Raw genomic sequence first — 26,387 nt, 5'->3', positions numbered from 1 at the left:
CCGGTCACATCCGCAGCGCGCCGGGGGCGTCGGCCGGGACCGCCGGGTGCCGGGGCGGCACCGGCTCCAGCCGACGGTACGGCTCACCGAGCGGCGGCCGCGGGTCCTCGTCGCCCCGGTTCGGCCAGAACGACATCGCGCGTTCCGCCTGGGCGGTGATGGTGAGCGACGGGTTGACCCCGAGGTTCGCCGAGACGGCGGCGCCGTCCACCACGTGCAGCCCGGGGTGGCCGTAGACCCGGTGCCAGGGGTCCACGACGCCGTCGGCCGGGGTGGCGCCGATGACCGCACCGCCGAGGATGTGCGCGGTCATCGGGATGTCGAACGGCTCGGTCAGCGCGCCGCCGGGCGTACCGCCGATCTCCTCGGCGAGCAGCCGCACCGCCTGGTTGCCGGCGGGGATCCAGGTCGGGTTGGGCGCGCCGTGCCCCGGCCCGGAGACCAGGCGTCGCCCCAGCGGGCCACGCCGGAACCGGGTGGTCAGCGAGTTGTCCGCCGACTGCATGACCAGGGCGATCACCGTCCGCTCCGACCAGCCGCGCACCGACAGCAGCCGGGCCGCCGTGCCGGGCTGGCGCAGGAGCGTGCCCAGCCAGCGGCGCACCCGGCGCGGGCCGCCGTCGACCAGCAGCGACTGGAGCAGCCCCATCGCGTTGGAGCCCCGCCCGTAGCGGACCGGCTCGATGTGGGTCTGCGGGTCGGGGTGGAACGAGCTGGTGATCGCCACCCCCTCGGTGAAGTCGAGCCCCTCGGCGCGGGCGCGCCGCCGGGGCACCGAGGCGCCCAGGATCGCCTCCGAGTTGGTCCGGGTCAGCTCGCCGAGGCGGGGCGAGAGCGCGGGCAGCGCGCCCTCCGCCTTCATCTCGTGCAGCAGCCGCTGGGTGCCGAGCGCGCCGGCCGCGAAGACCACCTGGTCGGCGTGGATCACCTCCCGCCGCGCCCGCAGCCAGGCCCCGGTGCGCACGGTGTGCACCGCGTACCCGCCGCCGTCGGCGGGGCGGACGGCGGTCACCGTGGTCAGCGGATGCACCCGCGCGCCGAGCCGCTCGGCCAGCCAGAGGTAGTTCTTGACCAGGGTGTTCTTCGCGCCGTGCCGACAGCCCGTCATGCAGCCGCCGCAGTGCGTGCAGCCGGTGCGTTCCGGCCCGGCCCCGCCGAAGTACGGGTCGGCGACCCGCTGGCCCGGCCGGCCGAGGTGCACGCCGACCGGGGTGGCGTGGAAGGTGTGCCCGACCCCCATCCGCTCGGCCACCGCCCGCATCGCGCGGTCCGTCCGGGTGACCAGCGGGTACGTGGTGACGCCGAGCATCCGCTTCGCCTGGTCGTAGTGGCGGGCCAGCTCGTCGCGCCAGTCGGTGATGTCCCGCCACTGCGGGTCGGCGTAGAAGGCGTCCAGCGGCTCGTAGAGCGTGTTCGCGTACACCAGCGAGCCGCCGCCCACCCCGGCCCCGGAGAGCACCAGCACGCCGCCGCCGGCCCTCCGGTCGGCCGGCCGGAGCAGGGTGAGCCGCTGCAGGCCGTAGCAGCCGAGGCGGGGCGCCCAGAGGAACCGGCGCAGTCGCCAGGAGGTCTGCGGGAACTCGTCGTCGGCGAAGCGCCGCCCGGCCTCCAGCACGCCGACCGAGTAGCCCTTCTCGGCCAGCCGGAGCGCGGTGACGCTGCCGCCGAAGCCCGACCCGATGACGACCACGTCGTACCGCATGAACGCATCATTACCGCTGAGTAGCCATCGCGCCAGCACCGGTTTCCGCGCGATCATGCTCCCGTCCGTCGATCCGGGGACGCCCACCCGAACCCGGGCCCGGAGTCCGCACGTTGTCTCACACGGGGGTGTCGCATGGCTCAGGGGACCGGGAGGAAGCGCCCGAGGTGGTTGCTGGGGCTGGCCGTCCTCGCGGCGTTGGCCCTGCTGGGCGTCGGCGCCCTCGTGACCACCCGGCTGGTCGGCGACGAGGAGCCGCGGCGCCCGAGCGGGCCGACCGTCGCCACCGGGACGCCGGGCCCGGCCACCCCGGGCGCCACGGCGAGCCCGACCGCGCCGCCGGGCGCCGGCATCACGGGCCCGCTCAACCTCCTCCTGGTCGGCGTCGACACCCGGGTCAGCGTGCCCGGCTGGGAGCCGCACGGCGACGCCGTGCTGGTGGTCCACGTGCCGAAGGGCCTCGACCGGGCGTACCTCTTCTCCCTCCCCCGCGACCTGCTGGTCGACATCCCGGCCTTTCCCAAGGCCGGCTACCGCGGCGGGAAGACCAAGCTCACCCACGCGATGAGCTACGGCAGCCGGGTGCCCGGCAAGCCCAAACAGCCGAGCACCGCCCAGGGGTACGAGCTGCTGCGCAGCACGGTCAGCGGCTACACCGGGCTGCGCATCGACGCCGGCGCGGTGCTCACCTTCAACGGCTTCGACAAGCTCGTGGACCAGCTCGGCGGGGTGGACCTCTACGTCGACCAGCGGGTGGTGTCGCTGCACCGCCGCCCCGACGGCCGGCACCGGGAGCCCGCGCCGGGCGGCGGAGGCTACGTCGGGCCGCAGATGGTGTACGAGAAGGGCGAACGGCACCTCACCGGCTGGCAGGCGCTGGACTACGCCCGCCAGCGCTACATCACCGGCGGCGACTACGCCCGGCAGCGCCACCAGCAGCAGCTGGTCAAGGCGCTGGTGACCAAGATCCTCGACGAGAACCTGGCCCGACAGCCGGAGCGCGTCCAGCAGGTGGTCGACGCCCTCGGCGAGACGCTGGTCTACGTCGGCGGGCCGCGCGTCGTGGACGTCGCGTACGCCCTCGGCGGGCTGCCGCCGGACCGGTTCGTGCTGGTCGGCCTGCCCGGCGAGGGCGTGGGCCGGGGCAGCGCCTACCGGGGCGAGCAGCTCAAACCGACCGGCCGGAAGTTCCTCACCGAGCTGCGCGCCGGCCGGGCGGACGCGTACCTGGCCGCCCACCCCGAGCTGCGCGTCAGGGACTGACCGCCGTCACAGGCGCTCGGGCCGGGCGGGGCGTTCGGTGCCGCGCAGCCAGGCGTCGAAGAGTTCGTCGAGCTGCTCGCCCGAGATGCGCTCGGCCAGCGCGACGAACTCGGCCGTGGTGGCGTTGGCGTCGCGCTTCTGCGCCGTCCACGTCTTCAGGATCTCGAAGAACGCCTTGTCGCCGACCGCCACCCGCAGCGCGTGCACGGTCATCCCGCCCCGCTGGTAGACCGACTCGCTGAACAGGTTCTCCACCCCCGGCTCGCCCGGCGGCGTCCGCCAGACCTCACCGGACGAGCCGGCGTACCGGGCGTCGAACGCCTGCTGGGCGGTGCGCCCGCCGTCGTGCTCGGCCCAGAGCCACTCGGCGTACGTGGCCAGCCCCTCGTTGAGCCAGATGTCCTGCCACCTCGTCAGCGACACGCTGTTGCCGAACCACTGGTGGGCCAGCTCGTGCGCGACCACCCCGGTGTTCTCGCCGGCGCGGAAGAAGCCCGCCGAGTAGACCGGGCGGCTCTGCGTCTCCAGGGCGTACCTGATCCGGGCGTCGGAGATCACCACGCCGCCGTACGACCCGAAGGGGTACGGCCCGAAGACGGTCTCCAGGTAGTCGGCCACCTCGACCGTGTCGGCGATCGACCGGTCCGCCGCGCCCTCCGGCAGGTCGGTGGTGACCGCGTGGAACACCGGCCGTCCCTTGTGCTCGCTCTCGGTGATCCGGAACTCGCCGATCACCACGGTGCTCAGGTAGCTCGCCATCGGGCTGCGCTCGGCCCACTTCCAGGTGGTCCAGCCGCCGACCGTGCTCCGCCCCGCCGGCACCCCGTTGCCGACCGCCGTCAGCCCCTTGGGGACGGTGATCTCGAAGTCGTAGGTGGCCTTGTCGGAGGGGTGGTCGTTGACCGGGAACCAGGTGCTCGCCGACTCGGGCTGGCCGAGCGCGATGGCGCCGTCCTCGGTGTGCAGGAAGCCCCCGACGCCCAGGGTCTCGTTGCGCAGCGGCTCCGGCTCCCCCTCGTACGCGACCTCGGCGACGAAGCCGTTGCCCGCGATCAGGCCGCTGGCCGGCGTGATGACCAGCTCGTCGTCCTTGCGGCTGTGCTTCGCCGGAGCGCCGTCCACCGTCACCGACCGCACGGTCAGCCCGGCCAGGTCCAGGTTGAACGAGGACAGGTCGCCGGTCGCCGCCGCCTGGAGGGTGGTGGTGCCGGTCAGCCGGTCCTTCTCCGGGTCGTAGCGGACCTTGACCGTGTAGCGGCTGACGTCGTAGCCGCCGTTGCCGTAGGTCGGGAAGTATCCGTCGCCGACGCCCGCCGCCCCGGGCTTGAACTGGCGGGCCGCGCTCGACGACGCGGCGGCCGGGGCCGGGGCCGGTTCGTCGTCCGACCCGCACCCGGTCAACCCGAGCGCCCCGCTCAGCAGCAGGCCGGTGCCCGCGCGCAGAACCCGCCGCGACAGCGTCATCGCCTCGTCCCCTCCCCTGCGCCGCCGGCTGCCCCACCGGCGACCCGTGCCGGAGCCGCGCCCCGCCGGTCCGCGGCAGCCTACCGAGCGCGCCGGGAAGCCGCGTCAGGGCAGGGCGGGGGCGGTACCGCCGACGAGCCAGGCGTCGAAGAACGGCCGCAGGGACTTCCCGGACACCCGCTCGGCCAGCGCGATCAGGTCCTCCGTGGTGGCGTTGCCGCCCCGCCGCTCGGCGGTCCAGGTGCGCAGGATGCGGAAGAACGTGTCGTCGCCGACCGTGCGGCGCAGCGCGTGCACGGTCAGCGCCCCGCGCTTGTAGACGGCCGTGCCGAACAACCCCGACCGTCCAGGGTCGACGACCGGGCGCGACCAGTCGGTGGCGGCGTACTCCAGCTCGAAGTTGCGCTGCGCGGTGCGGCCGCCGTCGTGCTCCTCCCACAGCCACTCCGCGTAGCTGGCGAAGCCCTCGTTGAGCCAGATGTCGCGCCACCGGCTCAGCGCCACGCTGTTGCCGAACCACTGGTGGGCCAGCTCGTGCGCGACCACGCCCGGGTTGGGTCGCCCGCCCCGGAAGAAGCCCGGCCCGTAGACCGGCCGGGACTGGGTCTCCAGCGCGTAGCCGACCCGGCCGTCGCTGACCACGACCCCGCCGTAGGAGTCGAACGGGTACGGGCCGAACCGGCTGGCCAGGAAGTCCGCGATCTCGCCGGTGCGGGCCAACGAGGCGGCCTCCGGGCCGGCCGCCGGCAGGCTCGCCGGCACCGCCGTGACCATCGGCCGGCCGGCGTGTGTGCCGGTCTGCACCCGGTAGTCGCCGATCACGAGGGTGGTCAGGTAGCTGGCCATCGGCGCCCGCTCGGCCCACCGCCAGGTCGTCCAGCCGTCGGCGCGCGTCCGCTCCCCCGGCACCCCGTTGCTCAGCGCGGCCAGCCCGTCCGGGACGGTCACCTCGATGTCGTACGTGGCCTTGTCCGCCGGGTGGTCGTTGACCGGGAACCAGGCGGCCGCCGACCAGGGCTGCCCGAGCGCGATCGCGCCGTCGTCGGTGTGCAGGAAGCCGCCGCTGCCGAGTTGACCGTCGGCCTTCGCGGTCGGCACGCCCGAGTAGTCCACCTCGACGGTGAACCGGGCGCCCCGCGGCAGGCCGTCGGGCGGGGTGACCACCAACTCGTCGCCGTCGCGGGCGGACCCGGCCGGCCCACCGTCGACGGTCACCCGCGACACGTCCAGCCCGGCGAGGTCCAGGTTGAACCGCGACAGCGGCGCGGTGGCGGTGGCGGTGACGACGGCCCGCCCGGTGAGCCGGTCGGTGGGCGGGTCGTAGCGGACGGCGAGCCGGTAGTTGTCCACGTCGTAGCCGCCGTTGCCGGCCCCCGGCACGTACGGGTCGGCGAGGTCGGCCGCCCCCGGCCGGAAGCCGCCCCGCTCGTCGCCCTCGGTGCAGGAGGTGAAGACCAGCGCGGCGGCGACGGCGACGGCGAGCGCCGGACGGAGCCGGCCGTGAGTACGACGCACCGGCCGAGCCTATCGGCGCGGCCGGTGCGGGTGGTGCTGCTTGCGCAGGTCAGCGGTCGAGGACCAGGCCGACCTTCTGGAACTCCTTGAGGTCGCGGTAGCCGCACTTGGCCATCGCGCGGCGCAGCCCACCGAAGAGGTTGAGCTGGCCGTCCGGCTCGTCGGCCGGGCCGAAGAGCAGCTGCTCCATCGACCCGAGCGGCTCGCCGGCCGCCTCGAACGCGCCCCGGGGCAGGGACGGGTGGCTGGCCGCCGAGTGCCACCAGGCGCCGCCGGCCGGCGCCTCCGCGCAGAGCGACAGCGGCTCGCCGAGCATCACCGCGTCCGCGCCGCAGCCGAGCGCCTTCGCGATGTCGCCCGAGGTCTGGATGTCGCCGTCGGCGATCAGGTGTACGTACCGGCCGCCGGTCTCGTCGAGGTAGTCGCGGCGGGCCGCCGCCGCGTCGGCGATCGCGGTCGCCATCGGCACCCGGATGCCCAGCACCGACTCGGTGGTGGACCACTCGTCGCCGCCGATGCCGACGATCACGCCGGCCGCGCCCGTCCGCATCAGGTGCAGCGCCGTCTTGTAGTCGGTGCAACCGCCGACGATGACCGGGAGGTCCAGGTCGGCGATGAACTCCTTGAGGTTGAGCGGCTCGTCGGTGGTCGAGACGTGCTCGGCGGAGACGATGGTGCCCTGGATGACCAGGATGTCCACGCCGGCGTCGAGGATCACCGGGGCCAGCGCCAGGGTGTGCTGCGGGCTGACCCGCACCGCGACCGTCCCGCCGCCGGCGCGCAGCTCGCGGACCCGCTCGGCGATCAGGTCGGGGCGGATCGGCTCCGCGTACACCTCCTGGAGCCGCTTGGTGGTGCGGGCGTCCTCGTCGAGCGCGGACAGCTCCTCCAGGACCTTGGCCGGGTTCTCGTAGCGGGTCCACAGGCCCTCGACGTTGAGCACGCCGAGGCCGCCGAGCTGGCCGAGCCGGACGGCGGACGCCGGGCTCATCGTCGCGTCCGAGGGGTGCCCGACGCAGGGGATGCCGAACTGGTACGCGTCGAGCTGCCAGGCCGTGGAGACGTCGTCGACGTCCCGGGTCCGGCGGCTCGGCACGATGGCGATGTCGTCCAGGTGGTAACCGCGCTGCGCGGTCTTGCCCAGCCCGATCTCGACCACGTCACGCATGGGGGACTCCAGTTGTCGCAGGGGGATGGTCAGCGGGAGTGGTAGTTGGGCGCCTCGACGGTCATCTGGATGTCGTGCGGGTGGCTCTCCTTGAGCCCGGCCGCGGTGATCCGGATGAGCTGGCCCCGGCGGTGCAGCTCGGGGATGCTCTCCGCGCCGACGTAGCCCATCGCGGCGCGCAGCCCGCCGATGAGCTGGTGGGCGACCGCGGACAGCGGGCCGCGGTAGGGCACCTGGCCCTCGACGCCCTCGGGGACCAGCTTGTCCTCGGCGAGCACGTCCTGCTGGAAGTAGCGGTCCTTCGAGTAGGACTTGCCCTGGCCCCGGGACTGCATCGCGCCGAGCGAGCCCATGCCCCGGTATGCCTTGTACTGCTTGCCGTTGATGAAGATCAGCTCGCCGGGGCTCTCCTCGCAGCCGGCCAGCAGGCTGCCGAGCATCACCGTGTCGGCGCCCGCGACCAGCGCCTTGGCGATGTCGCCCGAATACTGGATACCGCCGTCGCCGATCACCGGTACGCCGGCCGGTCGCGCGGCGCGGGCGGCCTCCATGATGGCGGTGATCTGCGGTACGCCCACCCCGGCCACGATCCGGGTCGTGCAGATGGCCCCCGGGCCGACGCCGACCTTGACGCCGTCGGCGCCCGCCTCGACCAGCGCCTTGGCACCGGCGTAGGTGGCGACGTTGCCGCCCACGATGTCGATCGTCACGTCCTTCTTGAGCTGGCGGACCATGTCCAGCACCGCCCGCTGGTGGCCGTGCGCGGTGTCCACGATCAGCACGTCGACGCCCGCGTCGACCAGCGTCCGGGCCCGCTTGTACGCGTCGTCGCCCACCCCGACGGCGGCGGCGACGCGCAGCCGGCCGGCGTCGTCCTTGGTCGCGTTCGGGTACTGCTCGCTCTTGGTGAAGTCCTTGACCGTGATCAGCCCGCGCAGCCGGCCGGACTCGTCGACGATCGGCAGCTTCTCCACCTTGTGCTGGCGCAGCAGGCCCAGGGCGTCGTCCTTGCTGACCCCGACCGGGGCGGTGACCAGGGGGGTGCGCGTCATGATCTCGCGGACCGGGGTGGCCGGGTCGGAGACGAAGCGCATGTCGCGGTTGGTGACGATGCCGACCAGCTGGCCCTCGCCGTCCACCACCGGCACGCCGGAGATGCGGTAGCGCCCGCAGAGCGCGTCGACGTCCCGCAGGGTGTCGTCGGGACTGGCGGTCACCGGGTTCGTGATCATGCCGGACTCGGAGCGCTTCACCAGGTCGACCTGGAGGGCCTGGTCCTCCAGCGAGAGGTTGCGGTGCAGCACGCCGATGCCGCCCTGGCGGGCCATCGCGATCGCCATCCGCGCCTCGGTCACCGTGTCCATCGCGCTGGACAGCAGCGGGATGCTCAGGTCGATGTTGCGGGTCAGCTTCGTCACCGTGTTGACCCGGCTGGGCACCACGTCCGACTCGCCCGGCTGGAGCAGCACGTCGTCGAAGGTCAGGCCGAGCGGCACGACCCGGGCCGAGCCGGCGGGCAGCTCCGGCAGGTGGCCGCCCAACTCGCCGTTGTCGGCGCCGGTCGGCAGATCGGTGCTGGGCGAAAATTCCACGATTGCTCCCCTGAGCTGCTCGGACGGGCTTCAGCGAGGCGGCGCGCGCGGGCACCGGCGCACGCCGGGTGACGGCGCGTCGTCCCATCGTACCCACTGACCTGGGCCGGCCCCGTCGGTGGCGGCCCAGGTCACCGACGCCCGGGGGCGGACGCGGCCCCGGCGTTGGGTCTACGGTGAGGGGGTGCACGACGAGCCCATCGACCCCTTCAACGGCGACCCGGCCGACCCGGCCGCCGGCCTGCACGATCCGGGCGACGACGCCCCGCTCGACCCGCTGACCGACGTCGAGCGGCAGGACGTGCTGGAGGATCTCGCCGACCTGGAGATCTACCAGGCGCTGCTGGCGCCGATCGGGGTGCGCGGGCTGGTCATCGAGTGTGAGGACTGCCGGGAGCCGCACTACTTCGACTGGGACCTGCTCCGGGGCAACCTGCGGCACCTGCTCAGCTCCGGGCGACCCCGGGTGCACGAGCCGGCCTACGACCCCGACCCGGACCACTACGTCACCTGGGACTACGCGCGGGGATACGCGGACGGCGTGCACGACACCCTGACCGAGGGCGCCGACGAGGAGCCCGGCACCGACCGCTGACCCTCGCCGGCGCGGTGGGCTCAGGCCACCAGGCCGGCGGGGTGGGCTCAGGCCACCAGGCCGGCGCGGAAGCCGGCCGCCACGGCGTGCGCGCGGTCCCGCGCGCCGAGCTTGCGGAACAGCCGCCGGGCATGGGTCTTCACCGTGTCCTCCGAGACGAACAGCTCCCGGCCGATCTCGGCGTTGCTCTTGCCCTCCGCCATGCCGAGCAGCACCTGGAGCTCACGCTCGGTCAGCCCGATCTGGGACCGTCCGGCGCGCGCGCCGGACGCGGCCCGCTGCTGCCCCGCGGGTACGGCGTCGGCCGGCTCGCCGGCGGGCTCGGCCGGGTCGTCGCCGCGTTGCGCCGGCACCACGGTCGGGCCCCCGCCCGGGCCGTCGGCCGGCGGCGTCGACCAGGCGGGGCCCGGATCGGCCGGTGACCGGCCGGCCTGGGTGGCGCGGACGGGGCCGCCGACCGCCGCGGTGTCCCGGGCCGGATCGGTGATCCGGGGCCGGGTGGCCCGGCCGGGCGCGGCGAGCAGCAGCAGGGCCTTGGCCACCGCGCTGGTCAGGTCGTGGTCGGCGCCCTGGATCAGGCCCCGGGCGCCGGCGCTGATGGTCGCGGCGGCGGCCTCCGACTCCTCCGTGCCGAACAGCAGCACGGAGGCCTGCGGGGCGCGGGCCAGCACCCGGCGGACGAAGCCCGCGCTGTCCGGCCGGGTGAGGGCCGTGTCGGCGAGCACCACGTCGGCCGGACGCTCGGCCAGGCGCAACATCACCTCGGGATCGGAGACGGCGGTCCGCACCACGGCGGACAGCCCCAGCCGCGCCGCCGCGGACGTCAGATGCTGCGCCGCAAGCGGTGTCCGAACGCACACGAGAACCGTACGCACAGTGGTCTCCTCTCCGCCCACGAGCAGACCACGGCCGAGTCGGGTCGCGAGGAGGTTCCCGGCAATCCTCCGAACTTTTCCGACAAGTAGGGCATAAGCCGCGAGTTGACCGAGGTTTTCGATCACAGAAGTGTGAGCCGGGGAAAGCTCGGGTAGGGAGCATCCAGGCCGGAAACGGCGCGCCTGCGCGGATCGCCGCCCGGACGCCGATTCACGTGGATCTGCGCGGTGCCGCGCGGGAGGAGGGGTGCTGATGTCGAACGTACGTAGACTGCCCGGACCCATCGTCGACCTCTGGGACTGGCAGCGGCTCGGTGCCTGCCGGGGCCGGGACAGCGCGCAGTTCTTCCACCCCGACGGCGAGCGCGGCTCGTCGCGCCTGCGCCGCGAGTCCGGCGCCAAGGCCGTCTGCCGCGCCTGCCCCGTCCGGGCCGAGTGCGCCGCGCACGCCCTCTCCGTCCGGGAGCCGTACGGCGTGTGGGGCGGCTTCAGCGAGTCGGAGCGGCTGCGGCTGCTCGCCGTCGGCTGGGAGGACCTGGCCGACCGCCGGCAGACGCGGGTCGACGTCGCCCGGCTGGAGGCCCGCCTGGGCCGGCCGCACAAGTCGACCGTCCCCGCCCAGCGCAAGATCGCCTGAGCCCGCGCCCGAGGACCACACCGACGCCGCGCCCCCGCCCCGGGGGGCGCGGCGTCCGCGTGTCCGGATCAACGGACGGCGGCCTCCGGTTCACGGACGAGCAGTCGCAGCCCGAAGCCGGCGACCCAGACGAACAGCGGGAACACGGCCACCCGTTCCATTCCGCCCACCCCGAACCCGGCGTCGACCCCGGCCAGGAACAGCACCGTCCCGGCCAGTCCCGTGACTCCCAGCGCCAGGCTCAGGCCACGCGTCTGACCCAGCACGGTGCCCCGACCGGCCAGCGCCGCCGCCAGCAGGCCGCCGTTGCCCACCACGAAGATCAGCAACGCGCCCAGGACGTGATTGTCCTCGTTGACGTCCGCCGGGTACGCCCCGGCCAGGACGTAGCCACCGCCGGCCGCGAGGACCGCCGACTGGACACACCGGGTCGCCGCGCCGCGCCCGAGCGCCGACCAGGTGAGCAGGACCCCGAGCGCCAGCAGGACGCCGGTGGCGACAAACGCCCCGTTCATCAGGTGGTGCCACGGCGAGCAGACCTCCCGCGGCCGGGCGGGATCCCACCACCCGCAACCGACGTTTCCGAGGTCGCTGATGTTGTGCGTGGTCCAGCGGTACGGCGGATGTCGCCAGGCCCGGCCGACGGCCACGTTGGCGACGAGGAAGAACGGCGCGACGAGCAACCAGCACGCGGCGCCTCGACGGATCGAAGGCATGCGTCCATCCCACCGCCAGCGGGCGCGGCACGCACTGGGCCTGGGTGGTGGTTCGGGGTGGGGCTGGGCATACCTCCGCCCGAGGCCCCACCCGCGACCGCGGACGGCCGCGCCCGACCGACACCGGCCGCGCAACGCACAGGGCGCGCCGTCGGCGAGGACGGCGCGCCCTGTGTCCCAGGTACGGCGAGGGTCAGAAGCCCGGGCCGTGCTGGTGGCCGTGACCGTGCCCGTGGCCGTGACCGCCGGCCGCGGCCGGCTCGGCCTTCTCCGGCTTCTCCACCACGAGGCTCTCCGTGGTGAGCAGCAGGCCGGCGATCGACGCGGCGTTGCTGACCGCGTTGCGGGTCACCTTCACCGGGTCGACGATGCCGGACTTCGCCAGGTCGACGTACTCGCCGGTGGCGGCGTCGAGGCCGTGACCCCACTCCTTGCCGACGACCTTCTGCACCACGACGTAGCCGTCGTGGCCGGCGTTCTGGGCGATCCAGCGCAGCGGCTCGACGAGCGCCTTGCGCACGATCGAGACGCCGACCTTCTCGTCGCCGGTGAAGCCGAGGTCGTCGTCGAGCGCCGGCAGGATCTGGGCCAGGGCGGCACCGCCGCCGGGGACCGTGCCCTCCTCGACCGCGGCCTTGGTCGCGGCGATCGCGTCCTCGATGCGGTGCTTGCGCTCCTTCATCTCGACCTCGGTCGCCGCGCCGACCTTGATGACCGCGATGCCGCCGGACAGCTTGGCCAGCCGCTCGGCGAGCTTCTCCCGGTCCCAGTCGGAGTCCGAGGCCTCGATCTCCTTGCGGATCTGGGCCACCCGGTCCGCGACCTCGCTGGCCTGGCCGCCGCCGTCGACGATGGTGGTGTTCTCCTTGTCGACCACCACGCGGCGGGCGCTGCCGAGCACCTCCAGGCCCACCTGGTCGAGCTTGTAGCCCAGCTCCGGGGCGACCAGCTCGGCGCCGGTGAGGATCGCCATGTCCTGGAGCATCGCCTTGCGGCGGTCGCCGAAGCCGGGGGCCTTGACCGCGCAGACCTTGAGGGTCTTGCGGATCGAGTTGACCACCAGGGTGGAGAGCGCCTGGCCCTCGACGTCCTCGGCGATGATCAGCAGCGGCTTGCTGTTCTGGAGGACCTTCTCCAGCAGCGGCAGCAGCTCCTCGATCGCCGAGATCTTCTGGGTGGTGATCAGGATGTACGGGTCCTCCAGGACCGACTCCTGACCCTCCACGTCGGTGACGAAGTTGGGCGAGATGAAGCCCTTGTCGAACTGGAGACCCTCGGTCACGTCCAGCTCGGTGTGCAGGGCGGAGCCCTCCTCGACGGTGATGACGCCGTCGCGGCCGACCCTCTCCATCGCCTCGGCGATCAGCTCACCGATGGTGGCGTCCTGCGCGGAGATCGTCGCGACGTGCGCGATCGACTCCTTGTCGGCCACCTCGACCGCGCGGCCGAGCAGCGCCTCGGAGACCTTGGCGGCCGCCGCGTCGATGCCCCGCTTGAGACCGGCCGGGTTGGCGCCGGCCGTGACGTTGCGCAGGCCCTCGCGGACCATCGCCTGGGCCAGCACGGTGGCGGTGGTGGTCCCGTCGCCGGCGACGTCGTTGGTCTTGGTCGCCACCTCCTTGACCAGCTGCGCGCCGAGGTTCTCGTAGGGGTTGGTGAGCTCGATCTCCTTGGCGATGGTCACGCCGTCGTTGGTGATCGTGGGCGCACCGAATTTCTTGTCCAGGACGACGTTGCGCCCGCGCGGGCCGAGGGTCACCTTGACCGCGTCCGCGAGGGCGTTGACACCGTGCTCGAGCAGGTGCCGGGCGTCGTCCGAGAAGCTCAGGATCTTCGCCATGAATGTCCCTTCGAAGCGACGCTGCCCCGGCCCGGCGAGCCGGACCGGGGCAACGACACTGATCGGTTGCTTACTTCTCGATGACCGCGAGGACGTCGCGGGCGGAGAGCACCAGGTACTCCTCGCCGGCGTACTTGACCTCGGTGCCGCCGTACTTCGAGTAGAGGACGGTGTCGCCGACCTTGACGTCGACCGGCACGCGGTTACCCTTGTCGTCGATCCGGCCCGGGCCGACAGCGAGGACGGTGCCCTCCTGCGGCTTCTCCTTGGCGGTGTCGGGGATCACGATGCCCGACGCCGTGGTGGTCTCAGCCTCGTTCGCCTGGACCACGATCCGGTCCTCGAGCGGCTTGATCGCAACCTTGGTCGCGGTAGTCACGGGCATACCCTCCTGGGGTACTGGTTTCGTTACCGGACGGCATGCCGACCGGCGTCAATCTGCCACATGCCACCGGGCGGGGCCGTCGTCGCGGGTGCCGGTCCGCCTGGCGTTCAGCGCCCGGACCTGACGGCCCGGAAGCTGGCACCCTCAGGGTGAGAGTGCTAATCGCAGGTTATTCCTCGGCTAGCACTCCGTCAAGGAGAGTGCCAACCCGCCGGGCGGCGCGTCGGGCCGGGCGGCGAGAATGACCGGGTGGACCTCGACCAGCTCGCCGCCCTGCGTACGCCCGAGGGGTCGGCCGCGCTCGCCGCGGCGGCGCGGGTGGCCGGCGGCGATCCGCTGGCCGCGGCGGCCGCGCTCCGCTCGGCCGGGATGCCGCCCGCGCTGGCGGCGGCCGCGCTCACCCAGGCCGAGCTGCGCCGCCGGGCGGTCGGCAAGTTCGGGCCGCCGGCGGCGGGGATGTTCCTGACCCGGGCGGGGCTGGAGCAGGCCACCCGCCGGCCGGTGGCCGACCGGCGGGCCGACCGGTTGCGCGCGGCCGGCGTGCGGGCCTTGGCCGACCTCGGCTGCGGCCTCGGCGCGGACGCGCTCGCCGCCGCCCGGGCCGGCATCCGGGTGTACGGAGTGGAGGCCGACCCGGTGACCGCCGCGATGGCCGCCGCCAACGCCGAGGCGGCTGGGCTGGCCGAGCTGTTCACGGTGGAGTGCGGCGACGCCACGGCCTTCGACGTGGGCCGGGTCGACGGGGTGTTCTGCGACCCGGCGCGGCGCAGGGCGGGCACCGGGCGGCGGATCTTCGACCCGAACGCCTACTCCCCGCCCTGGGACTTCGTCGTCGGGCTGGCCGGGCGGGTGCCGTACACGGTGGTGAAGGTGGCGCCCGGCATCGACCACGCGCTGATCCCGGCGGGCGCCGAGGCGGAGTGGGTGAGCGCGGACGGCGACCTGGTCGAGGCCGCGCTGTGGTGCGGCCGGCTCGCCCGGGTCCCCCGCCGGGCCACCCTGCTGCGCGGCGACGTCGCGCACGAGCTGACCGGCTCCGGCGACGCCGAGGCACCGGTCGGGCCGGCGCGCCGCTTCGTGTACGACCCGGACCCGGCGGTGGTCCGCGCGCACCTGGTCGCGGAGCTGGCCGACGCCCTCGACGCGACGCTGGCCGACCCGAGCATCGCCTACCTCTACGCGGACGCCCCGGCGGCGACCCCCTTCGCCCGCTGCCTGGAGGTCACCGACGTGCTGCCGTTCTCGCTCAAGCGGCTGCGGGCCCTGCTGCGGGACCGCCGGGTCGGACGCGTGGAGATCCTCAAGCGCGGGTCCGCGCTGGAGCCGGAGAAGCTGCGGCGGGACCTGCGGCTGGCCGGCGACGAGGCGGCCAGCCTGGTGCTCACCCGGGTGGCCGGCGCGCCGACGGTGCTGGTCTGCCGGCCGGTCGGATAGGCGCCGGCCCGGCCCGCGTCCGGCGCGCCGCGGCCGAGGCGTCCGGTCCCGTCCCGCCCCGGGGCTTGCGGCCGTCCTCCGCTTTCGCCGCCGCGCGACGCCGGGTTAGCGTGGCGGCCATGGCGGGACAGGGCACTCCGGCGACCGCGCTGCTGGCGAAGCGGAAGGTGACGCACCGCACCCATCCGTACGACGTCTCCCCGGACGCGCCGAACTACGGCGCGCTGGTCGCGGCGGCGCTGGGGGTGCCGCCCGAGCGGCTGTTCAAGTCGCTGGTCGCCGAGGTCGACGGCGCGCTCACCGTGGCGGTCGTGCCGGTGAGCGGCGAACTGGACCTCAAGGCGCTCGCGGCGGCGGTCGGCGGCAAGCGGGCCGCCCTGGCCGACCGCGCGGTCGCCGAACGGGCGACCGGCTACGTGCGCGGCGGCATCAGCCCGCTCGGGCAGCGCAAGCGTCTCCCCACGGTGCTCGACTCCTCGGCGCTCGACCACCCCACCGTGTACGTCTCGGCGGGCCGCCGCGGCCTCCAGGTCGAACTGGCCCCGGCCGACCTGGTGGCCCTGACGGACGCGCGGGTCGCCCCGCTGTCCACCCGCTGACGGGCGGCGGCCGGACGCGCGGGGCGGGTGCGGGGACGCGCGGGGGACGGCCCGCCGGCACGACGGATCCCTCCCCCGCGCCCCGCGAACGGATCAGGCCGCGCCGCGAACCCGGCCGACGTTGATCGTGCCGTTGTCGTCGTAGACCTCGGCGATCCGCTTGGAGACGCTACGCCGCCCCTGGGTGAACATCGGGACGTCGTTGTGCACGCGGACGTGGACGGCGCCGTGGTGCTCCGCGAAGACGTCGACGGGTGCGCCGTCGACGACCTCCGCGCAGATGCGCACGGTGCTCGTGCCGTCGTCCTCGACGTCGATGACGACGACGCCGCGGTCGGTTGGCAAAGGCATTTTGGGACTCCTCCCGATCAGCAGAACCTGTTACTCACATGTGTTCGGACATCACTCCCCGGTGCGAGTGCCGAGCCGGGACGGACGCCGGCCGCCGCCGAACATGACCCGGGTCCACTCGCCGACGTGGCAGAAGATGTCGCAACTGGTGGAGACGCCGAGCTTCGCGGGCACCCTCGACGCGGCGACGTGCCTGGACACCTCGCCCATCGAGTAGACGCTGTCGAGATCACGCCAGAGCGAGATGCTCCACACCGTCCGCTCCCGCCACCGCACCAGCAGCTTGATGCCGAGGAAACCCCTGGCATGGCGGCGGACGTCCCGCTTCACCCGGATGTGCAACAGCAGGACGACCAGCAGGCGCACCAGGTCACCACAGTGGAACCTGGTGATCACCACCTGCCCCTGGGTCGTGTCGGGTTCCAGAGTGGGGGTCACGTAGAAACGACGGTCACCACGAGGGCCACCGCCAGCAGCAGCATCGCCGCTCCGGAGACCCGTCGAACCCGACTCACCCATGCCCGGTCACTCCTTTGCTCGATCTCGGCGGCCTTCCTGGTCAGACTCCAGAGCGTGACCAGGAGGGTCACGGTGAGGGCCGTGACGACCAGCACCAGCGGCGCGGACCCGGGTGCGACGAGCACGACGCCCGCCGTGGCCAACCAGATCAGCGACGTGGTCTTCTGCGTGGTGAAGAGCAGACCAAGGTCGATTCCCCACACCACCCCGAGCGTGCCGGCCGGCAGGGTCCGAACCAGTCGCTGCGGCACCTGTCGCCAGATGTGCGGCGTCCGGTCGAGCAGGTCCAGGACGCCGAACAGCACCGCGAGCGCGACGAGGGCCACGACCCGCCATTCCTCGGGGACCAGTTCTCCGACCGCCGATCCGACCAGGTACACCGGAACGGCGAGGACCATTCCGGCGACGAGTCCGCCGACCGCGAGGCCCGCCAGGAATCGAAGTCCTTCAGGGACGTTCCGCCTCAACATAGGGCTGGCGACCCCAGCCATGGAGAGGCCTCAAGGACTGAGAATCTGCAGCACCGCTCCCGCGATGCCGACGACGAGCCAGACGACCATCGGTGGGCTCAGTTGTACTGGCAGTGGGCGGCGGATCCGGTGATGCTGCCCGAGCTGGTCTTCTTCTCGCAGCAGTTGCAGTGCAGGTAGGCGTTGACCGAGCAGTACCAGATGTACTTGTAGGTGGCCGAGCTGCACGTCGAGTACGAGATGTTCGGTGGGACGTAGACGAGGTTGCAGCACTGGTAGTTGCCGGCCATCGCCGGCGTCGAGCGGGCGAAGACCGCCCCCGACGCCACCAGACCGGCGGCGCCGATCTTGGCGAGGAAGCCTCGCCGGCTACCCCCGCGACGGCCTGTCGCCGTCATTTTCTCCTCACTCATTCCCCACAGCCTCCTTGACCGGGAAGACGGCGGCGCTGAGCGCCGCCATATCGGTGAACAACAATGCCGAAACCAGGCGCCCGTGCCGGAATACCAGCGCCGACGGGCTGGTCATGACGCCCAGTTCTCCAGCCACCCACTCACCGCCCACGTCGATGTGGTGCGGCATTGCCGACAGCTCGTGCCGGTTCATGAAGTCCTCGCCGCGTTCCTCGGTGATCGTCGAGATCAGGACCGCGAAGTCACGCGTGTCGGCCAGGTCGCCGATTTCACCGGCCGCCTTCTCGCAGCTGTTGCAGGAGGTGCTGAACACCAGCACCACCCGCAGGTCCGCGTCGGCGACCTCCGCCAGGCCGGCGGGCCAGTGTTCCGGCCGCGATCCGATCCGGGCCCCGTCGAGCAGCCGGACGGTGCCGCTGCCGCCGCCGGGCGCACCCGCGCCGTCCATACCGCCGGAGCGCGCGTACAGCTCGCCCAGCATCGCGAAGAGCACCACCACGGCGCCCGCGACCACCAGCAATCCGAACCCGAAGAGGTAACTCATCCAGCGATCTCCTTAGTCAGCTCCGCGCCGGCCGGGCGCGTTCGGGGCCGGACCAGGTCGACGACCATGCCGCGCCACAGCAGCAGGGCCATGCCCGCGACGAGACTCGCGGCCACGACGGCCATCCGGTCGGCCGGGAGGGCCGCCGGTGATTCCAGGAGGAGCACGACGCCGAAGCCCACGAGCGCGAGCCCGACGAGGACGTTCCGCGCACCGAGCGGACGGCTTTCGGGGCGACCGAAGCATCCGCAGGGCAACGTGGTCCTGCGCTGCCAACCCACGAGACCGGCCGCCGCGAAGCCGGCCCCCAGGGCGGCGGTCGCCGCCGCGGCGGCCGGGCGGCCGGCCGGCACGAGCAGGGCCGCACCGACGGCGGTCTCGACGACCGCGACCGCCCGCACCAGCGTGAGGGCCGTGCTGCGGCGCACGCGCAGGAGTTCCGTGAAGAGCTGGCGGGCGTGCTTGGGCGTGGCCAGCTTGCCGAGGCCGGAGCAGACGAGGACCGCCGAGACCAGGCAGGTCGACGCGGTGGCGAGGAGCTGGGTGGCGCTCATCGGCGCGACCGGTCGGAGCAGCGTTCAACACGCATGAAGACACCCCCGTGAGCTGCGTCGACAGCGCTCCCATGCGGAGGGAAACGTGAACGCATGTCGATGTATAGCGACCGATCTTCGTGGAACTTCTGCCCTGCGTCAAGAGATCGTCACGGAATGTGTTCCCGCCTGCGGCTACGCCGCCGAACCGTGGGACGACCCGCCCGGAGCGACGACGGCCACCGGGGCACCCCCGCAGGGAAGCGGCGACGGGCGTGTCGGCGGCGTTGCGGAATTGTTACCGCCGCCAACAAACTCCTCCCCCGGCCCTCTTGCGCGTGATGTGTGACGCGGAATACGTTGCCGGGCACAACAAACCGACCACCATCACTCCCCCACCCCCGAAAGGACCCTGCACATGCGCAAGGGCTTCCTCACCCTCGCCGCCGTGGGCCTGCTGGCCACCGGCGGTACGGCCGCCTGTGGTGACGACTCCGGCAGCGACCAGGCCGGCGGCACGAAGAAGGCGAAGATCGGCGTGATCCTCCCGGACAGCAAGTCCTCCGCGCGCTGGGAGAGCGCGGACCGCAGGTTCCTGGAGGAGGCGTTCAAGGCCGCCGGCGTCGAGTACAACATCCAGAACGCGCAGGGCGACAAGTCCAGCTTCTCCACCATCGCCGACGGCATGCTCACCGACGGCGTCACCGCGCTCATGATCGTCAACCTGGACTCCGGCACCGGCAAGGCCGTGCTGGAGAAGGCCAAGTCCCAGGGCGTCGCGACGATCGACTACGACCGGCTCACGCTGGGCGGCTCGGCCGAGTACTACGTCAGCTTCGACAACGAGGCCGTCGGCCGGCTCATGGGCGAGGGCGTCAGCAAGTGCCTCACCGACAAGAACGCGCAGAAGCCGGTGGTCGCGTACCTCAACGGCGCGCCGACCGACAACAACGCCACGCTGCTGAAGACCGGCTACGACTCGGTACTCAAGCCGAAGTTCGACGCCGGCGAGTACGTCAAGGGCCCGGACCAGGCCGTTCCCGAGTGGGACAACGCCCAGGCGGGCGGCATCTTCGAGCAGATGCTGACCCAGACCAGCGGCAAGATCAACGGTGTCGTGGCCGCCAACGACGGTCTCGGCAACGCCGCCATCTCCGTGCTCAAGAAGAACAAGCTCAACGGCAAGGTCCCCGTCACGGGCCAGGACGCCACCCCGCAGGCGTTGCAGAACATCCTCGCCGGGGACCAGTGCATGACGGTCTACAAGGCGGTCCGCGAGCAGGCGAAGGCAGCCGCCGAGCTGGCCATCGCCCTGGCCAACGGGGAGCGGAAGAGCACCGGGCAGACGGTCAAGGACCCGCAGAGCGGCCGTGACGTGGCCTCCGTGCTGCTCGCCCCGAAGGCAATCTACAAGGACAACGTCAAGGACGTCGTGGCCGACGGCTACGTCACCAAGGAGCAGCTCTGCACCGGTGCGTACGCCAAGCTCTGCGCCGACGCCGGCATCAGCTGACCTGACCGCGCGCTCCGCCGCTCACGCGCCGCCCGGCACGGGAACCCGTGCCGGGCGGCGCTGACCACGGGCGGAGCTCAGCGATCCTCCACATCTGGCGAAGGAGACCCCGTGTCAGCGACCCCCCTGTTGGAACTCCGTGGGATCGACAAGAGCTTCGGTCCCGTCCAGGTCCTGCGTGACGTCGACCTCACCGTCCACTCCGGCGAGGTGACCGCACTCGTCGGCGACAACGGCGCCGGCAAGTCGACGCTGGTCAAGTGCATCAGCGGCATTCATCCGGCCGACTCCGGCACCTTCCTCTTCGAGGGGCGACCGGTCAGCGTCAACACCCCGCGGGACGCCGCCGCGCTGGGCATCGAGGTCGTGTACCAGGACCTCGCGCTCTGCGACAACCTCGACATCGTGCAGAACATGTTCCTCGGCCGGGAGAAGCGCAACGGCCTCGTGCTCGACGAGCCGACCATGGAGCAGATGGCCGCCGAGACCCTCGCCGGGCTCTCCGTCCGCACCGTCAAGTCACTGCGCCAGCACGTCTCCAGCCTCTCCGGGGGCCAGCGCCAGACCGTGGCGATCGCCAAGGCGGTGCTGTGGAACAGCCGGCTGGTCATCCTGGACGAACCCACCGCGGCGCTCGGCGTCGCGCAGACCGCCCAGGTGCTCGAACTCGTACGCCGGCTCGCCGACAACGGCCTGGCCGTCGTCCTCATCTCGCACAACATGAACGACGTCTTCGCGGTCTCCGACCGGATCGCCGCGCTCTACCTCGGCCAACTGGCCGCCCAGGTGAAGACCACCGACATCACCCACTCCCAGGTGGTCGAACTGATCACCGTCGGCCGCTCCGGCACCCTCGGGCTGACCACCGAGCCGGCCGCGGGCCGCGACGCCGCCGACCCCACGTCAGGAGCCGTCCGATGACCGACACAGTGGTGAAGCAGCGCTTCCCGGCGGCCGTCACCCCGCCCCCCACCGTCGGGACCCATGTCCGCAACTACCTCGCCCGGGTGCGCGGCGGCGATCTCGGCTCGTTGCCGGCCGTCATCGGCCTGGTCGTCCTCTGCACGGTGTTCGCGATCGTGCGGCCGGTCTTCTTCTCCGCGGGCAACTTCGCCAACCTCTTCACCCAGGGCGCGGCCGTCACCGTGATCGCGATGGGGTTGATCTTCGTCCTGCTGCTGGGCGAGATCGACCTCTCGGCCGGTTTCGCCAGCGGCGTCTGCGCCGCCATCCTGGCCAACGTCGTGACCGTGCTCGGCTACCCCTGGTACGTGGCGGTGCTCGCCGCGCTCGGCACCGGAATGCTGATCGGGCTGACGCTCGGCGTCCTGGTCGCCAAGCTGGGCATCCCGTCCTTCGTGGTCACCCTGGCCGGCTTCCTGGCCTTCCAGGGCGTCGTGCTGCTGCTGATGGAGGAGGGCACCAACATCTCCATCGCCGACGAGGTGATCATCTCCATCGAGAACGACTGGGTGCCGCCGGCGGTCGGCTGGCTGCTCGCCGGCGTCGCGGTCGCGGGTTACGCCGCCGCCCAGCTGCTGCGGCAACGCAAGCGCGCCGGCCGCGGGCTGCAGACCGATCCCGCGGCGGTGGTGCTGGCGCGGATCGCGGGACTGGCCGTCGTCCTCGGCCTGGCCGTGTACGTGCTGAACCAGGAGCGCAGCATCAACCCGCTGATCACGTCGAACCGCGGCATGCCGATCGTCGTGCCCCTGATCGCCCTGCTCCTGGTCACCTGGACGTTCGTGCTGAACCGCACCGCGTACGGGCGGCACCTCTACGCCGTCGGCGGCAACCGGGAGGCCGCGCGCCGCGCCGGCATCAACGTCGACCGGATCCGGATCTCGGCCTTCGTCATCTGCTCCACCATGGCGGCGATCGGCGGCATCATCGCGGCCAGCCGGGACAGGTCGGTCGACCCGAACACCGGGGGCAGTAACGTCCTGCTGTACGCGGTCGGCGCGGCGGTGATCGGCGGGACCAGCCTCTTCGGCGGCAAGGGCCGGATGATCGACGCGGTGCTCGGCGGCGCGGTGGTGGCGGTCATCATCAACGGGATGAACCTGCTCAACCTCAGCTCGGGGCTGAAGTACGTCTTCACCGGACTGGTGCTGCTCCTCGCCGCCGGTGTGGACGCCCTCTCGCGCCGACGGTCCGCCGCGACCGGCACCCGCTGACGACCGCACGACCGGAGTGACGACACGATGCGCGCAGGACCCAGCCAGGACGAGATCCGCCGGCAGAACCTGGGCGCGTTGCTGCGGTACGTGCACGTGCACGGCGCCACCACCCGCGCGGAACTGACCACCACGCTGGGGCTCAACCGCAGCACGATCGGCGCGCTGACCGCCGACCTGGCCGGCGCGGGGCTGGTCACCGAGGGGACGCCGAAGGAGACCGGCCGGGCCGGACGACCGTCGCTGGTCGTCCGGCCCGAGTCGGAGCGGGTGCACGCGTACGCGTACAGCATCGAGGTGGACCGGCTGCGGGCCGCGCGGATCGGTCTCGGGGGCGCGGTGCTCGACCGCCGGGAGCTGGCCCGGCCCCGGGGTCTGACCGCCGCGGAGGCCGCCCCGCTGCTGGCCGGGGCGGTCAAGGAGATGCGGCAGGCCGTGCCGGCGGACGCGGTCTGCGTCGGCGCGGGCGTCGCGGTCTGCGGCATGGTCCGCCGCGACGACGGGCTGGTCCGGCTCGGCCCGACCACCGGCTGGGTGGACGAGCCGATCGGCGCGGCGCTCGGCGCCGAGCTCGGCTGCGAGGTGCCGGTCACGGTCGGCAACGTGGCCGACGTGGCGGCGTTCGCCGAGCACGCGCGCGGCGCGGCGGCCGGCTGCGACAACGTGATCTACCTGTACGGGGACGTCGGGGTCGGTGCCGGCATCATCGCCGGCGGGCGGCGGCTGACCGGGCACGGCGGCTACAGCGGCGAGGTCGGGCACATGGTGGTCGTCCGCGACGGCGCGCCCTGCGAGTGCGGCTCCCGGGGCTGCTGGGAGACCCAGATCGGCGAGCACGCGCTGCTGCGCGCCGCCGGCCGCTCCGAAGCGCGGGGCCGGGACGCCCTGCTGGCGCTCTTCGACGCCGCCGACCGGGGCGACGCCCGGGCGCAGACCGCGGTCCGCCAGGCCGGGGACTGGCTCGGCTTCGGGGTCGCCAACCTGGTCAACATCTTCAACCCGGAGATGGTCATCTTCGGCGGCACCATGCGGGACCTCTACCTCGCCGCGGCGGCCCAGGTGCGCAGCCGGCTCAACTCGATCGCCCTGCCGGCCTGCCTGGAGCACGTCCGGTTGCGCACCCCGAAGCTGGGCGACGACGCGGCGCTGATCGGCGCCGCCGAGCTGGCCTTCGAACGGCTGCTCGCCGACCCGCTCGACGCCGGCTGACCGGCACGCGCCCCCGCCCGCTCCTGGCCAGCCCGGTGGGCGGGCCGGTGAACTGATCGGCCGATCAATCCGTACCAGTGCGGGGACGGGCGGACGACGGGTGCGGCCGCCCGGCCCGGACGTGTCGGCCGGACCGAGGAGGCACCACAGACATGGCACCGCTCAGATCCGCCCGTCGCCGGCACCGGACCCGTCGCCTGGCGGTGCTGCTCGTCGCGATCGCCGCCGGGCTCGGGGTGCTGCCCGGCCTGGCCGTCGCCGCGCCGGTGGGCCAGCAGCTCAACGCCGCGGACGCCGCCCTGCTCAACGGGGTGCGGCTGGCCGGGCTCTGGGAGATGCCGGCCGGGCAGATGGCCGCCGAGAAGGGCCAGAGCGCCAAGGTACGCGAGATCGGCGCCGGCATCGCCACCGAGCACGAGGAGCTGGACCGGCTCACCGTCGAGGCGTCGAACAGGCTCGGGGCGACCATCCCAACCGACCCGACCGCCGAGCAGCGGGGCTGGCTGACCGAGATGCAGAACGCCTCCGGCGCCCGCTTCGACCAGATCTTCGTCACCCGGCTCCGGGTCGCGCACGGCAAGATCTTTCCGGTGATCGGGGCGGTGCGGGCCAGCACCCGGGACCCGGTCATCCGCAAGCTGGCCGAGGACGCCAACAGGTTCGTCCTGCACCACATGCAGATGCTGGAGAGCACCGGGCTGGTCCGTTGGCCGGAACTGCCGCCGGCCGCCCTGCCCGCGCCCGGCAACGACGGCCTGCTCGCCGCCGCGTCCGCCAACTCCGGCCCGCCGATCGGGGTCAGCAGCACGGTGGTCTGGCTGGTCTTCCTCGCCGCCCTGGGCACCGGCGGCATCGCCACCTACCGCATCCTCCGCCGCACCTGACCGCACCGCCGGTGCCGGCACGACCGACGCGGCCGGCGCCAGCGGGGTGGCGCGGGGTCGGCGCCGGCCGTGTCACGTCGGGCGGGCGGCGACGCCGGGTTGGGAACGACGACGGGCGCGGCTACTCGTTCGGCTCCGGTCCCAGCAGCCGGATCTCCTCGATGTCGAGGACCGCCTGCAGGTCCCGCAGCACGATGTCGTCGATCTCGTTCGTGTCCCGCAGCCTGGTGACCTCGCGGCGCTTGTGTTCGAGGACGGCCAGTCGCAGCCGCCGGTCGACGTCCCGGGCCCGCTCCGTCGACCGGCCCTCGTCGGCGGAGCGGGCGTCGTCGAGGTGCTGCTCGTAGTCCGCCCTGATCCGGTCGACCGCGTCGGGCGTGGCGCCGACCCGGTCGGCGACCTCGGGCAGCGCCGCGAGCGCGGCCTCGGTGGCGCGGATCCGGGCCAGGCGCAGTTCGTCGATCCGCCGGGTGTCGCCGACCAGGCCCGCCCACCCGACGACGGCCGGCAGCGTCGTGCCCTGGACCAGCATCGTGGTCAGGATGACCACGGCGGTCGCGAAGATGATCAGGTCACGCTCGTGCACGGGCGCGCCGGTGGAGGTCGTCACCGGCACCGCCAGGGCGGCCGCGAGGGAGACCGCCCCCCGGAACCCCGCCCACCCGGCCGCCGTACGGGCCCGCCAGTCGACCTGCTCGCCCTGCAGCGACGGGCGGCGGTTGGCGACCCGGAAGGCGAACGCCGCCAGATGGACCCAGAGCATCCGGGTCACCACGACCACGCCCGCCACCACCAGCCCGATCGTCAGCGCCCGCGCCATCGACAGGCTGGTCAGACCGCGCAGGGCCCGCGGGATCTGCATCCCGAGGAGCACGAACAGGCCCCCGTTGATCAGGAACGTGGCGAGGTCCCAGAAGGCGTACGCCAGCACGCGGGACCGGGCCCGGACGACCCGGGGGGCGGCGTAGGAGAGCATGAGGCCGGCGACCACCACCGCCAGCACCCCGCTGGCGTGGACGAGCTCGGCGAGGAGGAAGGCGACGAACGGCGTGAGGACACTCAGCCCGCCCTCGCGCAGCGGGTCGTCGAGGCGCCGCCGGATCAGGATGACCGCGCCGCCGACCAGCAGGCCGGCGAGGACGCCACCGACCGACGCCCCGACGAACCGCTCGGCCAGCCCGAGCGGTTCCGGCTCGGCGCCGCCGACGACCAGCCCGACCGCGACGGCGAAGAGCACCAGGGCGGTGCCGTCGTTGATCAGGCTCTCCGCGTGCAGGGTGGTCAGGATGCGGCGCGGCATCCGCTTGGCCAGGCCGGCAACCGCCGCGGCGTCGGTCGGCGCGAGCACCGCCCCGAGCACCCAGGCGGCGGCCGGGTCGACGCCGAGGCGCTGCGCCACCATCGACACCGCGACCGTCGTCGCCACCACCAGCCCCACCGCGAGCAGCGCGATCACCAGGAGGTTGGTGCGGATCTCGCGCAGGCTGGTGGTGATGCTCTCCCGGTAGAGGATCGCCGGCAGGAACAGCAGCAGCACCACCTCCGGCTCCAGCACCACGTGGGACAGCGGCGGCAGCAGCGCCAGCAGCGCGCCCATCGTGATGAGCAGGACCGGGGGCGCCACGCTGTACCGCCCGCCGAGGGTGGTGCCGACCAGCACCGTGACGCCCAGCACCACGATCAGTTCGAGACCGCCCACGTCGCACCCCCGTCACCCGCCGGCCGGCGCCGCGGTGGCGGGTGCGCCGCCCGCCTGCCGCTGGCAACATCGTGGTACGGCACATGGACGCGGCACCGCCGAACCACCGAACGGGTGACGGACCGCGCGGTGTCGGGCCCGGAGCCCCGCCGGGGGGTGACGGAACCCGCGCGGCGTCAGGAGCGGGCGCCCCGCCGGGGTGATGGGCCGCGCGGTGTCAGGAGCGGGCGCCCCGCCGGGGTGACGGGCCGCGCGGTGTCAGGAGCGGGCGCCCCGCCGGGGTGACGGGC

26 protein-coding genes are annotated in these 26,387 nt (G+C 73.3%); 10 read left to right on the top strand and 16 right to left on the bottom strand.

Going from position 1 to position 26,387, the window contains the following annotated elements:
* Window positions 1-4: 4 nt before the first annotated feature.
* Window positions 5-1,702, bottom strand: a complete 1,698-nt coding sequence (locus ACSNOB_RS10150; protein ID WP_436686351.1) for an FAD-dependent oxidoreductase — start codon at window positions 1,700-1,702, stop codon at window positions 5-7.
* Between the two features lie 135 nt (window positions 1,703-1,837).
* On the opposite strand from ACSNOB_RS10150, the gene ACSNOB_RS10145 reads away from it, so the two are divergent.
* Window positions 1,838-2,965 carry an LCP family protein gene (locus tag ACSNOB_RS10145; RefSeq protein ID WP_436686350.1) on the top strand — a complete coding sequence of 376 codons (1,128 nt, stop codon included), beginning with the start codon at window positions 1,838-1,840 and terminating at the stop codon, window positions 2,963-2,965.
* Window positions 2,966-2,971: 6 nt separating this feature from the next.
* Here the strand turns inward: ACSNOB_RS10145 and ACSNOB_RS10140 are convergent, their stop codons facing one another.
* The 4 genes from ACSNOB_RS10140 to guaB form a co-directional block, all read right to left on the bottom strand.
* Complete coding sequence (locus tag ACSNOB_RS10140) at window positions 2,972-4,429, bottom strand: M1 family metallopeptidase (RefSeq protein WP_436686348.1); 1,458 nt, start codon at window positions 4,427-4,429, stop codon at window positions 2,972-2,974.
* Between the two features lie 105 nt (window positions 4,430-4,534).
* Window positions 4,535-5,944, bottom strand: coding sequence for a M1 family metallopeptidase (locus tag ACSNOB_RS10135; protein WP_436686347.1), 1,410 nt, complete (start codon window positions 5,942-5,944; stop codon window positions 4,535-4,537).
* Between the two features lie 49 nt (window positions 5,945-5,993).
* Window positions 5,994-7,112, bottom strand: coding sequence for a GuaB3 family IMP dehydrogenase-related protein (locus ACSNOB_RS10130; protein WP_436686345.1), 1,119 nt, complete (start codon window positions 7,110-7,112; stop codon window positions 5,994-5,996).
* Between the two features lie 29 nt (window positions 7,113-7,141).
* Entirely contained in the window at window positions 7,142-8,704 is a 1,563-nt protein-coding gene (guaB, locus tag ACSNOB_RS10125; RefSeq protein ID WP_436686344.1) for an IMP dehydrogenase, read from the bottom strand.
* Between the two features lie 184 nt (window positions 8,705-8,888).
* Between guaB and ACSNOB_RS10120 the strand changes: the two genes are divergently transcribed.
* On the top strand, window positions 8,889-9,299 hold the full coding sequence (locus ACSNOB_RS10120) for a DUF5319 domain-containing protein (RefSeq protein WP_436686343.1): 411 nt from the start codon (window positions 8,889-8,891) through the stop codon (window positions 9,297-9,299).
* Window positions 9,300-9,346: 47 nt separating this feature from the next.
* Here the strand turns inward: ACSNOB_RS10120 and ACSNOB_RS10115 are convergent, their stop codons facing one another.
* Complete coding sequence (locus tag ACSNOB_RS10115; RefSeq protein WP_436686342.1) at window positions 9,347-10,174, bottom strand: response regulator transcription factor; 828 nt, start codon at window positions 10,172-10,174, stop codon at window positions 9,347-9,349.
* A 253-nt stretch (window positions 10,175-10,427) separates the two neighbouring features.
* Here ACSNOB_RS10115 and ACSNOB_RS10110 point away from each other — a divergent pair, with 253 nt between their 5' ends.
* Window positions 10,428-10,811 carry a WhiB family transcriptional regulator gene (locus ACSNOB_RS10110; protein WP_393105474.1) on the top strand — a complete coding sequence of 128 codons (384 nt, stop codon included), beginning with the start codon at window positions 10,428-10,430 and terminating at the stop codon, window positions 10,809-10,811.
* Between the two features lie 68 nt (window positions 10,812-10,879).
* On the opposite strand, the gene ACSNOB_RS10105 is transcribed toward ACSNOB_RS10110, so the two are convergent.
* The 3 genes from ACSNOB_RS10105 to groES form a co-directional block, all read right to left on the bottom strand.
* On the bottom strand, window positions 10,880-11,527 hold the full coding sequence (locus ACSNOB_RS10105; protein ID WP_436686341.1) for a DUF998 domain-containing protein: 648 nt from the start codon (window positions 11,525-11,527) through the stop codon (window positions 10,880-10,882).
* A 193-nt stretch (window positions 11,528-11,720) separates the two neighbouring features.
* A complete protein-coding gene (gene groL, locus ACSNOB_RS10100; protein ID WP_436686340.1) occupies window positions 11,721-13,367 on the bottom strand; it encodes a chaperonin GroEL in 1,647 nt (548 codons plus the stop codon).
* A 70-nt stretch (window positions 13,368-13,437) separates the two neighbouring features.
* Window positions 13,438-13,752 (bottom strand): co-chaperone GroES, encoded by a 315-nt coding sequence (groES, locus tag ACSNOB_RS10095; protein ID WP_088998427.1) that lies wholly within the window; start codon window positions 13,750-13,752, stop codon window positions 13,438-13,440.
* A gap of 249 nt (window positions 13,753-14,001) precedes the next feature.
* Between groES and ACSNOB_RS10090 the strand changes: the two genes are divergently transcribed.
* Window positions 14,002-15,186 carry a THUMP-like domain-containing protein gene (locus ACSNOB_RS10090; protein ID WP_436686338.1) on the top strand — a complete coding sequence of 395 codons (1,185 nt, stop codon included), beginning with the start codon at window positions 14,002-14,004 and terminating at the stop codon, window positions 15,184-15,186.
* A 119-nt stretch (window positions 15,187-15,305) separates the two neighbouring features.
* On the top strand, window positions 15,306-15,785 hold the full coding sequence (gene ybaK / locus ACSNOB_RS10085) for a Cys-tRNA(Pro) deacylase (RefSeq protein ID WP_436686337.1): 480 nt from the start codon (window positions 15,306-15,308) through the stop codon (window positions 15,783-15,785).
* Window positions 15,786-15,878: 93 nt separating this feature from the next.
* Here the strand turns inward: ybaK and ACSNOB_RS10080 are convergent, their stop codons facing one another.
* The 6 genes from ACSNOB_RS10080 to ACSNOB_RS10055 all read right to left on the bottom strand — a co-directional run bounded on the left by ACSNOB_RS10080 (window position 15,879) and on the right by ACSNOB_RS10055 (window position 18,636).
* Window positions 15,879-16,136 carry a hypothetical protein gene (locus ACSNOB_RS10080; RefSeq protein WP_393105482.1) on the bottom strand — a complete coding sequence of 86 codons (258 nt, stop codon included), beginning with the start codon at window positions 16,134-16,136 and terminating at the stop codon, window positions 15,879-15,881.
* 51 nt (window positions 16,137-16,187) lie between these two features.
* Complete coding sequence (locus ACSNOB_RS10075; protein ID WP_436686336.1) at window positions 16,188-16,574, bottom strand: hypothetical protein; 387 nt, start codon at window positions 16,572-16,574, stop codon at window positions 16,188-16,190.
* Window positions 16,571-17,146: a hypothetical protein gene (locus tag ACSNOB_RS10070; RefSeq protein ID WP_436686335.1), complete on the bottom strand. Its 576-nt coding sequence runs from the start codon at window positions 17,144-17,146 to the stop codon at window positions 16,571-16,573. The genes ACSNOB_RS10075 and ACSNOB_RS10070 overlap by 4 nt, the downstream gene beginning before the upstream one ends.
* 77 nt (window positions 17,147-17,223) lie before the next feature.
* On the bottom strand, window positions 17,224-17,538 hold the full coding sequence (locus ACSNOB_RS10065) for a hypothetical protein (RefSeq protein ID WP_393105488.1): 315 nt from the start codon (window positions 17,536-17,538) through the stop codon (window positions 17,224-17,226).
* Window positions 17,531-18,082 (bottom strand): hypothetical protein, encoded by a 552-nt coding sequence (locus tag ACSNOB_RS10060; RefSeq protein WP_393105490.1) that lies wholly within the window; start codon window positions 18,080-18,082, stop codon window positions 17,531-17,533. Before ACSNOB_RS10060 ends, ACSNOB_RS10065 begins: the two co-directional genes overlap by 8 nt.
* The gene (locus ACSNOB_RS10055; protein ID WP_436686333.1) at window positions 18,079-18,636 is read right to left on the bottom strand and encodes a MauE/DoxX family redox-associated membrane protein; all 558 of its coding nucleotides are present in this window, start codon (window positions 18,634-18,636) and stop codon (window positions 18,079-18,081) included. Before ACSNOB_RS10055 ends, ACSNOB_RS10060 begins: the two co-directional genes overlap by 4 nt.
* A gap of 397 nt (window positions 18,637-19,033) precedes the next feature.
* On the opposite strand from ACSNOB_RS10055, the gene ACSNOB_RS10050 reads away from it, so the two are divergent.
* The 5 genes from ACSNOB_RS10050 (at window position 19,034) to ACSNOB_RS10030 (ending at window position 24,398) form a co-directional block, all read left to right on the top strand.
* Window positions 19,034-20,128, top strand: coding sequence for a sugar ABC transporter substrate-binding protein (locus ACSNOB_RS10050; RefSeq protein ID WP_436686332.1), 1,095 nt, complete (start codon window positions 19,034-19,036; stop codon window positions 20,126-20,128).
* A gap of 111 nt (window positions 20,129-20,239) precedes the next feature.
* On the top strand, window positions 20,240-21,049 hold the full coding sequence (locus tag ACSNOB_RS10045) for an ATP-binding cassette domain-containing protein (RefSeq protein ID WP_393105496.1): 810 nt from the start codon (window positions 20,240-20,242) through the stop codon (window positions 21,047-21,049).
* Window positions 21,046-22,305 carry a sugar ABC transporter permease gene (locus tag ACSNOB_RS10040; protein WP_436686330.1) on the top strand — a complete coding sequence of 420 codons (1,260 nt, stop codon included), beginning with the start codon at window positions 21,046-21,048 and terminating at the stop codon, window positions 22,303-22,305. Before ACSNOB_RS10045 ends, ACSNOB_RS10040 begins: the two co-directional genes overlap by 4 nt.
* A 27-nt stretch (window positions 22,306-22,332) precedes the next feature.
* Window positions 22,333-23,514, top strand: coding sequence for an ROK family protein (locus tag ACSNOB_RS10035; RefSeq protein ID WP_436686329.1), 1,182 nt, complete (start codon window positions 22,333-22,335; stop codon window positions 23,512-23,514).
* A gap of 152 nt (window positions 23,515-23,666) precedes the next feature.
* Entirely contained in the window at window positions 23,667-24,398 is a 732-nt protein-coding gene (locus ACSNOB_RS10030) for a DUF4142 domain-containing protein (RefSeq protein WP_436686328.1), read from the top strand.
* A 121-nt stretch (window positions 24,399-24,519) separates the two neighbouring features.
* Here the strand turns inward: ACSNOB_RS10030 and ACSNOB_RS10025 are convergent, their stop codons facing one another.
* Entirely contained in the window at window positions 24,520-26,097 is a 1,578-nt protein-coding gene (locus tag ACSNOB_RS10025) for a Na+/H+ antiporter (RefSeq protein WP_436686327.1), read from the bottom strand.
* Between the last annotated feature and the right edge of the window lie 290 nt (window positions 26,098-26,387).

The sequence above is a fragment of the Micromonospora sp. URMC 106 genome, assembly GCF_051386395.1.
Lineage (GTDB): Bacteria > Actinomycetota > Actinomycetes > Mycobacteriales > Micromonosporaceae > Micromonospora.
This window is presented reverse-complemented; position numbering and strand designations above follow the sequence as displayed.